General features: G+C 70.2%; 15 protein-coding genes. 10 read left to right on the plus strand and 5 right to left on the minus strand.

The genetic code is table 11. The features are described from left to right. Nucleotides 1-10: 10 nt before the first annotated feature. Nucleotides 11-802, minus strand: a complete 792-nt coding sequence (locus AB0J74_RS18040) for an FAD binding domain-containing protein (RefSeq protein ID WP_363449141.1) — start codon at nt 800-802, stop codon at nt 11-13. 49 nt (nt 803-851) lie between these two features. Between AB0J74_RS18040 and AB0J74_RS18045 the strand changes: the two genes are divergently transcribed. The 7 genes from AB0J74_RS18045 (at nt 852) to AB0J74_RS18075 (ending at nt 5,667) form a co-directional block, all read left to right on the plus strand. After that, nucleotides 852-1,532, plus strand: a complete 681-nt coding sequence (locus AB0J74_RS18045; protein ID WP_363449143.1) for a GntR family transcriptional regulator — start codon at nt 852-854, stop codon at nt 1,530-1,532. A gap of 32 nt (nt 1,533-1,564) precedes the next feature. Then, nucleotides 1,565-1,840, plus strand: a complete 276-nt coding sequence (locus AB0J74_RS18050) for a metalloregulator ArsR/SmtB family transcription factor (RefSeq protein ID WP_363449145.1) — start codon at nt 1,565-1,567, stop codon at nt 1,838-1,840. Nucleotides 1,841-1,845: 5 nt separating this feature from the next. Continuing rightward, nucleotides 1,846-2,235 (plus strand): VOC family protein, encoded by a 390-nt coding sequence (locus AB0J74_RS18055; protein ID WP_363449147.1) that lies wholly within the window; start codon nt 1,846-1,848, stop codon nt 2,233-2,235. Nucleotides 2,236-2,291: 56 nt separating this feature from the next. Continuing rightward, a complete protein-coding gene (locus tag AB0J74_RS18060; RefSeq protein ID WP_363449149.1) occupies nt 2,292-3,872 on the plus strand; it encodes a Na+/H+ antiporter in 1,581 nt (526 codons plus the stop codon). A 71-nt stretch (nt 3,873-3,943) separates the two neighbouring features. Further along, nucleotides 3,944-4,336 (plus strand): DUF427 domain-containing protein, encoded by a 393-nt coding sequence (locus AB0J74_RS18065; RefSeq protein ID WP_363449151.1) that lies wholly within the window; start codon nt 3,944-3,946, stop codon nt 4,334-4,336. 75 nt (nt 4,337-4,411) lie between these two features. Next, nucleotides 4,412-4,849 (plus strand): hypothetical protein, encoded by a 438-nt coding sequence (locus AB0J74_RS18070; RefSeq protein WP_363449153.1) that lies wholly within the window; start codon nt 4,412-4,414, stop codon nt 4,847-4,849. 47 nt (nt 4,850-4,896) lie between these two features. Next, the gene (locus AB0J74_RS18075; protein ID WP_363449155.1) at nt 4,897-5,667 is read left to right on the plus strand and encodes a cytidylate kinase family protein; all 771 of its coding nucleotides are present in this window, start codon (nt 4,897-4,899) and stop codon (nt 5,665-5,667) included. On the opposite strand, the gene AB0J74_RS18080 is transcribed toward AB0J74_RS18075, so the two are convergent. Continuing rightward, nucleotides 5,615-6,469, minus strand: coding sequence for a DUF1996 domain-containing protein (locus AB0J74_RS18080; RefSeq protein ID WP_363449157.1), 855 nt, complete (start codon nt 6,467-6,469; stop codon nt 5,615-5,617). The two genes, AB0J74_RS18075 and AB0J74_RS18080, sit on opposite strands and share 53 nt — an antisense overlap. A 313-nt stretch (nt 6,470-6,782) precedes the next feature. On the opposite strand from AB0J74_RS18080, the gene AB0J74_RS18085 reads away from it, so the two are divergent. Both AB0J74_RS18085 and AB0J74_RS18090 read left to right on the plus strand, forming a co-directional pair. Further along, a complete protein-coding gene (locus AB0J74_RS18085) occupies nt 6,783-9,014 on the plus strand; it encodes a discoidin domain-containing protein (protein WP_363449159.1) in 2,232 nt (743 codons plus the stop codon). 9 nt (nt 9,015-9,023) lie between these two features. Further along, a complete protein-coding gene (locus AB0J74_RS18090; RefSeq protein ID WP_363449161.1) occupies nt 9,024-9,614 on the plus strand; it encodes a hypothetical protein in 591 nt (196 codons plus the stop codon). 294 nt (nt 9,615-9,908) lie between these two features. On the opposite strand, the gene AB0J74_RS18095 is transcribed toward AB0J74_RS18090, so the two are convergent. Beyond that, nucleotides 9,909-10,694 (minus strand): class I SAM-dependent methyltransferase, encoded by a 786-nt coding sequence (locus AB0J74_RS18095; RefSeq protein WP_363449163.1) that lies wholly within the window; start codon nt 10,692-10,694, stop codon nt 9,909-9,911. Between the two features lie 47 nt (nt 10,695-10,741). Here AB0J74_RS18095 and AB0J74_RS18100 point away from each other — a divergent pair, with 47 nt between their 5' ends. Further along, nucleotides 10,742-11,350: a helix-turn-helix transcriptional regulator gene (locus AB0J74_RS18100; RefSeq protein ID WP_363449165.1), complete on the plus strand. Its 609-nt coding sequence runs from the start codon at nt 10,742-10,744 to the stop codon at nt 11,348-11,350. A 7-nt stretch (nt 11,351-11,357) separates the two neighbouring features. Here AB0J74_RS18100 and katG read toward each other — a convergent pair whose 3' ends face one another. Both katG and AB0J74_RS18110 read right to left on the minus strand, forming a co-directional pair. Continuing rightward, nucleotides 11,358-13,595 carry a catalase/peroxidase HPI gene (katG, locus tag AB0J74_RS18105; protein WP_363449167.1) on the minus strand — a complete coding sequence of 746 codons (2,238 nt, stop codon included), beginning with the start codon at nt 13,593-13,595 and terminating at the stop codon, nt 11,358-11,360. Between the two features lie 23 nt (nt 13,596-13,618). Then, nucleotides 13,619-14,047, minus strand: coding sequence for a Fur family transcriptional regulator (locus tag AB0J74_RS18110; RefSeq protein WP_363449169.1), 429 nt, complete (start codon nt 14,045-14,047; stop codon nt 13,619-13,621). Nucleotides 14,048-14,080 lie beyond the last annotated feature (33 nt).

The following is a 14,080-nucleotide window of genomic DNA, read 5'->3' on the forward strand; positions in this document are numbered from 1 at the left end:
GGGTTCCCTATCAGTGGCCGAGCAGCGCGCGGCGGAGGTGGACGGGGAAGACGCGGGTGCGGTACCACGCGGAGGCATACGCGTCGTCGGCCGGCGCGATCTCGGCCAGGCCGGCCTGCGCGGCATCCCGGACGGTGGCCTCGGTCAACGGCCCGCCGATCAGGGCGGCCTCGACGGCGCGGGCCCGGACGATCGTGGGCGCGACCCCGCCGAGGGCGACGCGCGCGCCGGTGACCAGGCCGTCGGACTCGGTGATGGTGGCCGCGACGGTGACGATGGAGACGGAGTTGAAGCGGCGGCGGGCCGCTTTCAGATATTTGAAGGTGCCGGGTGCCGGGCGGTCGAAGGCGACGGCGGTGACCAACGCGGCTGGTCTTTCGGCCGTCACGAAATCTTCGACCGGCAGCTCGCGGGTGCCGGTCTCGTCGAACAGTGTGACCCGGGCGTCCAGCGCCACGAGGGCGACGGCGAGGTCGCCGTGTGGCTGGTGGGCGAACAGGTTGCCGCCGACGGTCGCCAGGTTGCGGACTGGGACCGAGGCGATCGAGCGTACGACCGGATTGAGGTCTTCGTCGTTCTCGATCTGGCCCAGGGTGGTGGCCGCACCGATCGTCACCGTCGAACCACCGAGGTGGACACCCGACAGGCCGGCGCGGCGGAGGCTGACCAGCGTGGTCGGCGGTGAGGCGTAGTCGTTGAGCCAGGGCATCAGGCTGGTGCCGCCACCCATGGCCGTGCCGCCCGCGGCGATCAGGCTGACGGCGGCGGGCACGTCGTCGGGGACGTGGACGTCGGTCAGCATGCGCGCCCCCTCTTTATCGATATCGATAATGAACGTATACGGTCTCCCTATGCCGGTCAACAAGACGAAGCCGACGCTGAGCGAGAGCATCCGGGACGGCCTGGTCGAGCTGATCGTGTCGGGGGAGCTCAGGGCCGGCGAGCGGCTGATCGAGACGAAGATCGCCGCGGACTTCGGGACGAGCCAGGCGCCGGTGCGCGAGGCGCTGCGCGAACTCGAGGGCCTGGGCCTGGTCGAGAGCCGGCCGCGGCGCGGGCGCCACGTGCTGCCGTTCGTCGAGCAGACGATCCGGGAGGCCTATGTGGTCCGGGCGGCGCTGGAGGAGACCGCGACCCGGCTGGCCATGCTGGGTGGCGGGCTGCCGCTCGGCGAGATGCGCGCCGACGTCGACGACATGTATCGCTGCGCGAGCGTCGACGACGTGCGGGCGATGGGCCTGGCCAGCACCCGGTTCCACCGGCGGGTGGTGGTGGCCGGCAACAACTTCCTGCTCGAACGCGCGTGGGAGGCGCTGCAGATCGAGGCCCGCACGGCGATCGCGCTGGTGGTGACCAGGCCCCGCCTGCGCGACGTGGCCGACGAGCACGCCGAACTGCTCCGGGCGCTCGAGTCCGGCGACGTCGAGGGCGCCTGCCTGCACACCCGGGCACACCAGTGGGCGTACGCGGACCTGCCGCACGACATGCACGGCGCCGCCCGCGCGGTCCGCTTCCCGGGCCAGGTCGCTTGACATGCAAGTGGCTGCTTGCATAACGTTGCGTCGTGGGTGACGTCTTCAAGGCCCTGGCCGATCCCACCCGCCGTGCGATTCTCGACGAGTTGACCGACCGCGACGGCCAGACCCTCTTCGAGATCTGCGCGCGCCTGGCGTCGAAGCATGGGCTCGCCTCGTCGCGGCAGGCGATCTCCCAGCACCTCGACGTGCTCGCGGGCGCGGGTCTGGTCGAGACCAGGCGCGAGGGCCGGTTCAAATACCACTTCATCGACACCGCACCGATCGAGCCGATCGTCGAGCGGTGGCTCACCCGGAAGGAGTGATCGGCATGCGGATCAACATGGCCAGCGTGCTCGTCGACGACCAGGAGAAGGCACTGCGGTTCTACACCGACGTGCTGGGCTTCAAGGGCAAGCACGACGTGCCACTCGGCGAGCACCGGTGGATCACCGTGGTCTCGCCCGAAGACCCGGACGGCACCGAACTCTTGCTCGAGCCCGACGAGCACCCGGCGGTCAAGCCGTTCAAGAGCGCGCTGGTCGCCGACGGCATCCCGTTCACGTCGTTCGCCGTCGGTGACGTCCACGCCGAGTTCGAGCGGCTGCGCGGGCTCGGCGTGCACTTCACCCAGGAACCCGCCGAGATGGGCCCGGTCACCACCGCCGTGCTCGACGACACCTGCGGCAACCTCATCCAGATCGCACAGATGAACGCTTGATCGATAACGGGTGGGGCGGCACCCGACAGGCGGCGGCGTCCGGCACCATGCAGCCTATGGAGGGACTGCTTCTCGTCGTCGTCCTGGGCGCGACCGTGCTGGTGGGCACCACGATCGGCCAGCACTACAGCGTCGCGCCGCCGGTCCTGCTCATCACGTTCGGCGGGCTGCTGGCGTTGATCCCGGCGCTGTCGAACGTACAACTGCCGTCCGATGTGGTGTTGTTGCTCTTCCTTCCGGCCATCCTCTACTGGGAGAGCCTCAACACCAGCCTCCGCGAGATCCGGTCCAACCTCCGCGTGATCATCCTGTCGGCGGTGGTGCTGGTCATCGTTACGATGGTCTCGGTCTCCTACACGCTGCAGGCCGCGGGCGTGGCGGCGTCGGCGGCCTGGATCCTCGGCGCGGTCCTGGCGCCCACCGACGCCGCCGCCGTGGCCGGCCTGGCCAAGCGGATGCCGCGCCGGACGCTCACCACGCTGCGCGCGGAGAGCCTGATCAACGACGGCACCGCGCTCGTGCTGTTCGCGGTGGCCGTCGGCGCTCTGGTCGACAACCATGTGCCGGGGCCGGCCGCGCTCGTCGGCGAACTCGTCTGGTCGTCGGCCGCCGCGGTTCTGGTCGGCCTGATCGTCGGCTACGCGGTGGTGCTGGTCCGCCGCTACCTCGACGACCCGCAGCGCGAGGGCGGCCTGAGCATCCTCACCCCGTTCGTCGCGTTCCTGGTCGCCGAGGTGATCCACACCAGCGGCGTGGTGGCGGTCGTGGTCTCCGGCCTGGTGCTGTCCTGGGCCGGCCCGCGGGTCATCCGGGCCCGGTCGCGGCTGGAGGCCTACTCGTTCTGGGACCTCGGCACGTTCATGCTCAACGGCAGCCTGTTCGTGCTGGTCGGAATGCAGATACCCAACGCCGTACGGGGCATCGAGAGCCGTTCGGTCGGCAGCGCCGTCGGGATCGCCTTCCTGACCGCGGCGGCCGTCATCCTCGTCCGGTTGGCCTGGTCACACGTGGCGGCGTTCGTCATCCGGACGGTCGACCGGCGCCCGGTGCAACGCACCCGGCGGGTCAACTGGAAGATCCGCACCGCCAGTGGCTGGGCCGGCTTCCGCGGCGCGGTCTCGCTGGCCGCCGCTCTGGCCGTGCCGGCGACCCTCGACGACGGATCCGCGTACGCGGACCGCGATCTGATCGTCTTCTGCACCTCGGTCGTCATCGTGGTCACCGTGCTGCTCCAGGGCCTGACGCTGCCGATGGTGGTCAGGTGGGCCGGCCTGACGGGTGACACGGCGCGGGAGGAGGAGACCCAGCGGGCCCGGCTGCGGGCGACGGAGACTGCCCTGTCGGCGCTGCCCGAGATCGCGGCCCGGTTCGGGGCCCCGGCCGAGGTGGTCGACCGGATCCGCGACGAATACCAGGGCCACCTGAACCAACTGCGCGCCGAGGGCACCGAACACGGCGTGCACGCGTGGCAGGACCAGGTCGATCGGCGGATACGCCTGGAGGTGCTCGACCGCAAGCGCCGGGCCGTGACCGCGATGCGCGACGACCGGGAGATCGACGACATCGTCCTGCGCGACCTCCAGGCGTCGATGGACATCGAAGAGGTGCGCCTGCTCGGGCCGGCGCCGACGGACTGACGGAATAATCGTGGGCCTGATGACTTGTAACGCTTTGGAGGTTTCTTCAGCTATCACGGAAGAAGGCGCTCATGGCGGACAAGCCGGTTCTTCAGCCCGGGCCCAAGCACCCCATCACCATCACCTCGAACCACAACCGCGTCGTGGTGACCGTGGGCGGCAAGGTCGTCGCGGACACCCGTAACGCGCTGACCCTGCAGGAAGCGTCCTACCCGCCGGTCCAGTACGTGCCCCTGAGCGACGTCGACACCGCGGCCCTGGAGCGCACCGACACGGAGAGCTACTGCCCCTACAAGGGCGACGCCAGCTACTACTCGATCCCGGTGGGCGGCGACAAGGCGGTCGACGCGGTGTGGGAATACCGCCAGCCGTACGCCCCGGTGGCAGAGATCAAGGAGCACGTCGCCTTCTACCCGGACCGGGTGGACAGCATCGACATCGAGGCCGACGGCGACCCGTACTGATCCATTGCGCAACCGGTCCGTGGGCCCCATCCTCGAACGGTGTTCGACTCCTTCCGGGCGGGCCTGCCGCTCGTCTTGACGCTCGTGCTGGCGGGCTGCCACCTGGGCGACCCGGCGGGTTCATCGGCGGGCGTCGTCTCGGTCGACGGGCGCGTCGCCGTGGTCGTCCCGCCCTGCGGTGACGAGTATGTGCAAGAGCTCAGCGTCGAGGAAGACGGCGTGGACGCCGGCGGGGCTCCGCGGCCGACGAGCCGCCAGCTGTGGCATGTCGTCGGCATGCCTCGCGACCGGAGGGGCCCGTTCGTGATCGGCGACGCGACCGGCTGGACGTCTGAGAGGGTGCCGCTGACCGAACCGTTGCCGGCCATTTTCGTCGTGTCCGTCACCACCACCCGACGCATCGCCGCCAGCGGCGTCTCCGCATCGGCCGTGGCCGGCCTGGCCGACGGCCAGGTCCTCATCGACAGCAACGTGTCGTCGCTGGCTGCCCTGTCGGAGCAATGGGAATGCTAGCCCTTATCCTGCGGCATCTTCGCCCATCGCGACGTGAAGGCGGCACCATGAACAATGGCACCCGCGCCGATCTGTTGGATCGGCTGGCCGACGAGGTCGGATCGGTTCGGATCGCGCACCCGATCCGGGTCGCCGTCGACGGTGCGCCGGCCGTCGGCAAGACCACGCTGGCCGACGAGCTCGCCGGCGTGCTGCGGGGGCGTGGCCGAGACGTCATCCGGGCGTCAATCGAGGAGTTCCTGCTACCGCGGTCGGTGCGCTATCGCCGGGGCGAAGACTCGGCCCAGGGCTGCTATCACGACAGCTTCGACTTCGCCGCGCTGCACCGGGTGCTGCTGGACCCGCTGGGACCCGGCGGAGACCGGAACTTCCAGACGGAGGTCTATGACCGGGACGCCGACACTCCGGTGTCGCCGCCGGTCACGACGGCGCCCGCCGACGCGGTGCTGCTCTTCGACGGTGTTTTCCTGCTGCGGCAGGAGCTGATCGACCGCTGGGACCTGAGCATCTTCGTGTCGGCGTCGTTCGAGACGACCCTGCACCGGGCCCGGCGCCGCGACCAGACCGCGTCGAAGGACGCCGCCGAGGTCGAGCGCCGCTACCGCAGCCGCTACATCCCGTCGCAACAGTTCTACTTCGACACGGTCCGGCCGGCCGACACCGCCGACATCGTCGTAGACAACGACGACCCCGGGCGGCCCGCATGGGAAATCCGTCGGTCGTTGGCCGGCGACCCTTGGCGGCCGCCGGCCAACGGTGTCGCGCCTACGGCTTCTTCGGGTCTACGCCGTAGCCGTTGCACTGGCGACCGCCATTGATGCAGTAGCGAACCAGGTAGTCCTGACGAGCGGGATCCCAGCCGTTCATGAAGTCGTAGTGGAACGTGTAGCTGCCGCCGGACGAGTAAGCGAGCCCGCCGGTGTCGCCGTTGCGCAACGGGTACGGCAGCTTGATCTCCAGCATCGGCAACGGCACCGGGTGGTCGGCCGGGCAGCTACCCTTCACCGGCCAGGCCATGTGCGACTTGTGGTCGGCGCTGTCGAGGTGCACGCCGTCCCAGCAGCTCGGAGCCGTGAGCCGCACCTGGAGACTGGAGCCGGCGGGACACGACGGCGGGATGTCGCTGCCGCGATAGCCCGTGCACTGCCAGTTGCCCTGGAAGTGGGCCACGTCGGGGGCGCGGGCGTCGCCCACCAGCAGCTTGAAGCCCGGTGGGAACGGCTTGACGGTGCGATAATCGGTCACATCCGACTTGTAGTAAATAGTCGGCTTGTCCGGCTGTAGCGGCACGCCACGTTGCAGCAGGGTCGGGAACCAGTAGCCCGAGGCGTCCAGGCTGTCTTCGCACGACGTCGTGCCTCCGACCAGCGCCTGCGGCGTCGAGGCGGCGTTGGTCGTGGGGTTGCCGACGAACGAGTGGTTGTGCGAGGCACCCGGCAGGCCGGGGAAGACGATCGGGTCGTCGCTGAGCGTGTGGTTGACCGTGCAGTTGGCGTGCATCTCGTGGTAGGGCGTGCGGGGCGGATCGTCGGCCGCCGCGGCCGGGCCCGAAACGGCGACGCCGCCCGCGAGTGCGAGCAGCACGCCGGCGATTCCGGACACGGTGGATCGCAGTTTCATGTCGGCTCCTTGGTCGGTCAGATCGAACGAGGACGATGGATGGTTGGCGAAGCTAGCAGCGGCGCGATCCGGCCGACAATCGTTTGCCATCTCGTTGCCAGTCCGCCCAGAGATCCAAAGTGGACGCGCTAGATCCATTTGGCAACATTGATGGCAAGCAATTGTGGCGTACGGCCGACCCGCCCTACTGTCCTTTCACTTGCCGGCCCCGATTCGAATTCGGGACCCGAATACGTGATGCCGCCATAGGTGCTGCGCCGTCCCCCTTCGCAGCGCGGCGCTGGCATGCACTCGATCCCCCGAAGGAGATGCGATGGAACCCTCATCCGACCGGACCGGCACGCATCGCCGACGGCGGCGGCGTCCGGTCGTCGTCGCGGCTGCGGCCGCCGCCGTCCTGGTGGCCTGGGCCCTGGTCGTCGTGATGCGCCCGGCGAGCGCGGCCGCGGCCTGTGGCACCACCAACGTCGCGCTCAACCAGCCGGCGACCGCTTCGTCGGTCGAGGCCAGCCGGCTCTCCCCGGACAAGGCGGTCGACGGCGACGGGAGCACCCGCTGGGCCAGCGCGCAAGGCGCCGATCCACAGTGGATCCGCATCGACCTGGGCGCCACCGTCGACCTCTGCCAGGTCGTCATCGCGTGGCAGAACTCCTACGCCAAGTCCTTCAGCCTGGAGGTCTCGGCCGACGGGCAGAGCGGCTGGCGATCGCTCTATTCGACCACCACCGGAACCGGAGGCACCCAGACGATCCCGCTCAGCGGCACCGGCCGGTTCATCCGGATGCTCGGCACCGTGCGGGCCACCAGTTACGGCTACTCCCTCTACGAGTTGGCCGTCTACGCCGGGCCGGGCGGCGGCGACCCGTCGCCGACCATCACCCCGACCGGCCCGGCCCTGCCCGGCGGTGGCGACCTCGGTAGCAACGTCATCGTGTTCGACCCGGGCCAGTCGTCGGCCACCATCCAGTCCAAACTGGACCAGGTCTTCGCGCAGCAGGAGAAGAACCAGTTCGGCACCGAGCGCTACCAGTTCCTGTTCAAGCCGGGGTCATACAGCGGCCTCAACGCGCAGCTCGGTTTCTACACCTCGATCAACGGCCTCGGCCAGAACCCGCAGGACGTGCAGATCCACGGCGACATCACCGTCGACGCGGGCTGGATGCAGGGCAACGCCACGCAGAACTTCTGGCGCTCGGCGGAGAACCTCTCGCTTTACCCGGTGTCCGGTGTGGACCGCTGGGCCGTGGCCCAGGCCGCACCGTTCCGCCGGATCGACGTGCACGGCGGCATGACCCTCGCTTCGCCCAACTGCGGCTGGGCGTCCGGCGGCTACATCGCCGACAGCCGGGTCAGCGGGCAGATCAGCCCGTGCTCCCAGCAACAGTGGTTCACCCGCGACAGCACGATCGGCAGCTGGAAGGGCGCCCTGTGGAACATGGTCTTCTCGGGCGTACGCGGCGCGCCGGCCCAGAGCTTCCCGAGCCCGGCGATCACCACGCTGGCCACCTCCCCGGTGACCCAGGAGAAGCCCTACCTCTATGCCGACGCCAGCGGCTACCGGGTGTTCGTGCCCGCGCTGCGGACCAACTCCAGCGGCGCCACCTGGACCAGTGGCAACACCGCCGGCAGTTCGCTGTCCATCAACCAGTTCTACGTCGCCAAGCCGGGCGTCAGCGCCGCCACGCTCAACCAGGCCGCCGCGCAGGGGCTGAACCTGTTGTTCACGCCCGGCGTCTACCACCTCAACCAGACCGTCGCCATCAACCGGGCCAACACCGTCGTACTCGGCCTCGGCTACGCCACCATCGTTGCCGACAACGGCGCCCTGCCCATGCGCGTCGGTGACGTCGATGGAGTCAAGATCGCGGGCCTGCTGTTCGACGCCGGCTCGACCAACTCACCGGCCCTGCTCCAGGTCGGCCCGGCCGGCGCCACCGGCAACCACGCCGGCGCACCGAACCTGATCTCCGACGTCTTCCTGCGGGTCGGCGGCGCCGGGGCCGCCAGGGTCACCAACGCCCTGATCGTCAACAACAACAACACCATCATCGACCACATCTGGTCGTGGCGCGCCGACCATGGCAGCGGCGCCGGCTGGACCTCCAACCCGGCCGACACCGGGCTCCTCGTCAACGGCCAGAACGTCACGGCGTACGGCCTGTTCGTCGAGCATTTCGAGAAGTACAACGTGGTCTGGAACGGCAACGGCGGCAAGACGATCTTCTTCCAGAACGAACTGCCCTACGACCCACCCAGCGCCGCCGCGTGGTCGCACGACGGCATCACCGGCTACGCCGCCTACAAGGTGGCCAACTCGGTCACCTCCCACGAGGCCTGGGGCCTGGGCAGCTACTGCGTCTTCACCGCCGACCCGAGCATCGCCGCCTACCACTCGTTCGAGGTCCCGGTGAACGCCAACGTGCGGTTCCACGACGTACTCACCGTGTCGCTCGGCAAGGGTTCGATCACCCACGTCATCAACGACACCGGCTCGGCCGCCCTGCCGAGCAACGTCACGCCGCACACCGTCGTCAACTATCCCTGACGACTCCCGATGCTGACGTGCCCCCGGCTCGTCCTGGCCGCGGCGGCAGCAGCCCTATTGTCCGGCGTGGCGGGTTGTGCGAAACAGCAGCCCGCCACGCCGGTCACGTTCGGCGGCACCGACCGGGCCTGGATCGAGATCACCATCGCGATGGACGAGCAGGTGCGTCCCCTGCTCGACCTGGTGCCGGCCCACTCCACGGACCCGACGCTGCGGGCGGCCGCCGAACAGGTGCGGTCCCTCGTCGACGCGGAGCTGCCCACGTTGCGCCGGCTGCACGACCAGGCCGGCCTGTCACCCGCCAACCCGCACACCGGCATGGAGATGCCGGGCCTGGTCACCGCGACGCAGTTGGCACACGCGGCCACCCTCTACGGCCGCGAGTTCGACGCGTTCACGGCCGCCGCGCTACGCGGTTTCCTGAAGCACGGCGCCGACCTCGCCCGCAGCGAGACCGAAAACGGCGCGGAAGCACAGACAAAGGCGCTGGCCGCAACCGCGACCCGGGTACGCGCGCGGGCCTTGTCCGCCTTGCCGCCCGGTGCCGCCCGCCAGCCGGCCGCCCGCTCGGCCTCGATGACCGCGTCGAGCACGCCGTAGCGGGACGCCACTGCGGCGAAGACCGCATCGCCCAAGCTGACCTGGTGGTGCCCGCCTGGCCCGCGTCGACCCCCGCGCGGCGGTGGTTGGTGACGCCTGTCGGGTCGCGGCCGACGCGCTGCCTGTGTCGCGTCTCGCCCGAACCGCGCAGCACCGCGCCGACCAGGATCGGCGCCCAGAGCAAGGTCGCGTCCGGGTCGAGCGCCGCACGGCGGCGCTCCGGGTCGCCGCCCACGCGCGGCCTTCGCGGGCTGCCGACGACCAGGCCGAGCGGCCGCAGCCGGGATCAGACAGCTAGCGGCGGGCCAGCCACACCGTACGGGTCGTGCGCACGCTGAGGTCGGTGCGGGTGGCCGTGCCTGTCGCGGCCTTTTCCAGCGCGGCCAGGTCGGCGGTGGCCAGCCGTCCCTCCAGGGCGTCGCGCATCCGCAGCAGGGACACCTCGGCATAGCGAGCGGTCGCCGGCGGCAGAGGCGGCCGCAGGTCGATGTCGAAGCGGCGTTCGTTGACCGCGCCGAAGCCGGCGGTGTTGATTCGGGTCGGCCAGTTCTCGTGCATGTGCAGGCCGGCCTCGTCCCGTCGGCGGGCCATCTCCGCGTGGCCGCGTCGCTCCAGGTCTTCGTCGGGTGTGCCGGCCAGGAACAGGGGAAACGAGTCCAGTTCCGCGATCACCAGCAGGCCGCCGGGGCGCAGGGTTCCGAACGCCGACGTCAGCGCCCGCGCCGGGTCGGCCATGTGGTGCATTGACGAAGCGGCCCAGATCACGTCGGTCGGGCCGAGGTCGGGCCACGGCTGGTCGAGGTCGGCCTCGACGGTGCGGATCCGGTCGCCCAGGCCGGCGGCGTCGGCCCTGGCGCGCAGGTGGGCGAGCATGTCGGGGGAGACGTCGACCGCGGTGACGGTCGAACCGGGTAGGTCGCGGGCCAGGGCGAGCGAACCGGTGCCGCTACCGGCGCCGAGGTCGACGACGCGGGGGTGGTCGCCGGCCTCGCGGCCGACCCATTGGGTCAGCTCGCGGTGGTAGTCGTGCAGGACCTCAGCGTCCAGGTCGAGCATCTCGATCATGTGGTCGTGTGCCATGCGTCGACGGTAGCGACCTCTTGCCGCAAAGGCATAACATCTTGCGTATGAAGCAAGAGAAGCAAGAGAAGCAAGAGGGAGACCTCGAGGCCAACGTCCGGTCGCGGATCCGGGCCCTGCGGCTCGCCCGCGGCTGGTCGCTCGACGAACTGGCCGCCAGTTGCCTGCTCAGCCCGTCGACGCTGAGCCGGATCGAGACCGGTCACCGGCGGATCGCCCTGGACCAACTGACGGCCATCGCCCGCGCGCTGGGCACCACGCTCGACCACCTGGTCGAGTCGGGCGCCGACGACGACGTGGTGATCCGGCCCCACCGCGACGCGGCCCGGGGCATCACGACCTGGCTGTTGTCGCGCGACCGGGGGCAGACCGTCGCGAAGATGCGGATCACCCGCAAGGTGCCGGAAGACCTGCGGGTGCACCCGGGGCGCGACTGGTTCACCGTGCTCTCCGGCACGATCATGCTGCGCCTGGGTGAGCGCACGATCCTGGTCGGCACCAACGAGGCCGCCGAGTTCTCCACGATGGTCCCGCACGCGTTCGGCGCCCACGGCGGGCCGGCCGAGGTCCTGTGCATCCTCGACCACGAGGGCGAGCGCAGCCATCTGGGCCCACACGCGACGGGCCCGGCCGAGCGGCCGGGCCCGTCAAACTAGACCGAACTCAGGCCAGGTCGAACCGGTCGAGTTCCATGACCTTCGTCCACGCCGCGACGAAAGCGGCCACGAAGCGGTCGCGCCCGTCCTGGCTGGCGTAGACCTCCGCGAGCGCCCGCAGTTGCGAGTTGGAACCGAAGATCAGGTCGACCGGGGTGGCGGTCCACTTGACCTCGTCGGTGGTGACGTCGCGGATCTCGTACACCTGCTCCTCGGTCTCCGATGCCTTCCACCGGGTGCCGGGTGCGAGCAGGTTGGTGAAGAAGTCGTTGGTCAGCACGCCCGGCCGATCGGTGAGCACACCGTGGCGCGCGCCACCGACGTTGGCGCCGAGCGAGCGCAGGCCGCCGACCAGGACGGTCATCTCGGGCGCGGTCAGGTCGAGCATGTAGGCGCGTTCGACCAGCAGCACCTCCGGCTGGGCCTTCTCGCCGGCGCGCAGGTAGTTGCGGAAGCCGTCGGCGCGCGGCTCGAGCACCGCGAACGACTCGACGTCGGTCTGCTCCGCGCTGGCGTCGGTGCGGCCCGGGCGGAACGGCACGGTCACCTCGACACCGGCGTCGCGCGCCGCCTTCTCGACCGCGGCCGAACCGGCCAGCACGATCAGGTCGGCGAGCGAGATCTTGGCGCCGCCCGCGTCGTTGAACTTGCGCCGGATGCCCTCGAGCGTGTCGAGGACCGTCGACAGCTGTGCCGGCTCGTTGACCTCCCAGCTGCGCTGCGGCTCGAGCCGGATGCGGGCCCCGTTGGCGCCGCCGCGCTTGTCGGTGGAGCGGAAGCTCGCCGCCGACGCCCAGGCCGTCGAGACCAACTGGGCGGTGGTCAGGCCCGACTCCAGGACCATGGCCTTGAGGGTGGCGACGTCGGCCTCGCCCACGAGTTCGTGGTCGACCGCCGGCACCGGGTCCTGCCACAACTGCGGCTCGGCGACCCACGGCCCAAGGTAGCGGCTGACCGGCCCCATGTCGCGGTGCAGCAGCTTGTACCAGGCCTTCGCGAAGGCGAGCGCGAACTCCTCCGGGTTTTCCAGGAAACGACGGGAGATCCGCTCGTACGCCGGGTCGACGCGCAGCGACAGGTCGGTGGTGAGCATCGTCGGCTTGTGCTTCTTCGCCGGGTCGTGCGCGTCCGGGATGATCGCCTCGGCGTCCTTGGCGACCCACTGCTTCGCGCCGCCGGGGCTGGTGGTCAGCTCCCACTCGTACGCGAAGAGGATCTCGAAGAAGCGGTTGCTCCACTGGGTCGGCTTGTCGGTCCAGGTGACGTCCAGGCCGCTGGTGATCGTGTCGGCGCCCTTGCCGCTGGCGTAGCTGCTCAGCCAGCCCAACCCCTGCGCCTCCAGCGGGGCGCCCTCGGGCTCGGCACCCACGTGGTCGTCGGCGGGACCGGCGCCGTGGGTCTTGCCGAACGTGTGACCGCCGGCGATCAGCGCGACGGTCTCCTCGTCGTTCATCGCCATCCGGCCGAAGGTCTCGCGGATGAAGTGCGCCGCCGCGAGCGGGTCGGCGCTGCCGCGGGGACCCTCCGGGTTGACGTAGATCAGGCCCATCTCGGTCGCGCCGACATTGGGCGCCATCTCGGTGTCGGAGACGTAGCGCTCACCGAGCCAGGTGTCCTCCTGGCCCCAGAAGATCTCCTCCGGCTCCCAGACGTCTTCGCGGCCGAAGCCGAAGCCGAAGGTCTTGAAGCCCATCGACTCCAGTGCGACGTTGCCGGCGAGCACGAGCAGGTCGGCCCAGGAGATCTGCTGGCCGTACTTCTGCTTGACCGGCCACAGCAGCCGGCGGGCCTTGTCGAGGTTGGCGTTGTCGGGCCAGCTGTTGAGCGGTGCGAACCGCTGGCCACCGTCGCCCGCGCCGCCGCGGCCGTCGTGGGTGCGGTAGGTGCCGGCGGCGTGCCAGCTCATCCGGATCATCAGGCCGCCGTAGTGGCCGAAGTCGGCCGGCCACCAGTCCTGGGAGGTGGTGAGCACGTCGACGATGTCCTGCTTGAGGGCCGCGAGGTCGAGCTTCGCGAACTCCTTGGCGTAGCTGAAGTCTTCGCCGAGCGGGTTGCCCTTGGCCGGCTGGGCGTGCAGCACCGACAGGTCGAGCTGGTTGGGCCACCAGTCCCGGTTGGTGCGCGGACGACCGCCGGTCTTCGGGGTCGGCGAGTCGATCGCCGGGTTCTCGCTCTCGCTGCCGTGCGCGGTGGCCGAGTCGTGCGCGACCGGGCAGCCGGCCGTCTGGTCCTGGGTGTCGCTCATGTGCTTCCTTCCGAACTGGCCGATCACTGGGGGAAACGGGCGGTCGCGCAGGCGGGGCAGGAACCCCAGAGCACGACCTCCGCCTCGTCGATCACGAAGCCGTGATCGCCCGAGGCGGTGAGACAGGGTGCATGGCCGACGACACAGTCGACGTCGGCGATGGCGCCGCAGGAGCGGCACACCACGTGGTGATGGTTGTCGGCCACCCGGGCCTCGTAGCGGGCGGTCGCACCGGCCGGCTGGATCCGCCGCACCAGGCCGGTGTTCGTCAGCGCCCGCAGCACGTCGTATACCGTCTGCCGGGAGACCTCGGGATGACCGGCGCGCACCAGCGCCAACACGGTCTCGGCGTCGACGTGTCGGTGGTCGTTCAGGACGGCGAGCACCGCCAGCCGAGGCCGGGTCACCCGCAACGAGACCGACCGCAGCCGCGTCTGGGAGTCCACCGTCACGCTGATAGACCTTAGGCCACTTTTCTGGAACAG

It is taken from the genome of Asanoa sp. NPDC049573, assembly GCF_040676615.1.
Taxonomy (GTDB): domain Bacteria; phylum Actinomycetota; class Actinomycetes; order Mycobacteriales; family Micromonosporaceae; genus Asanoa.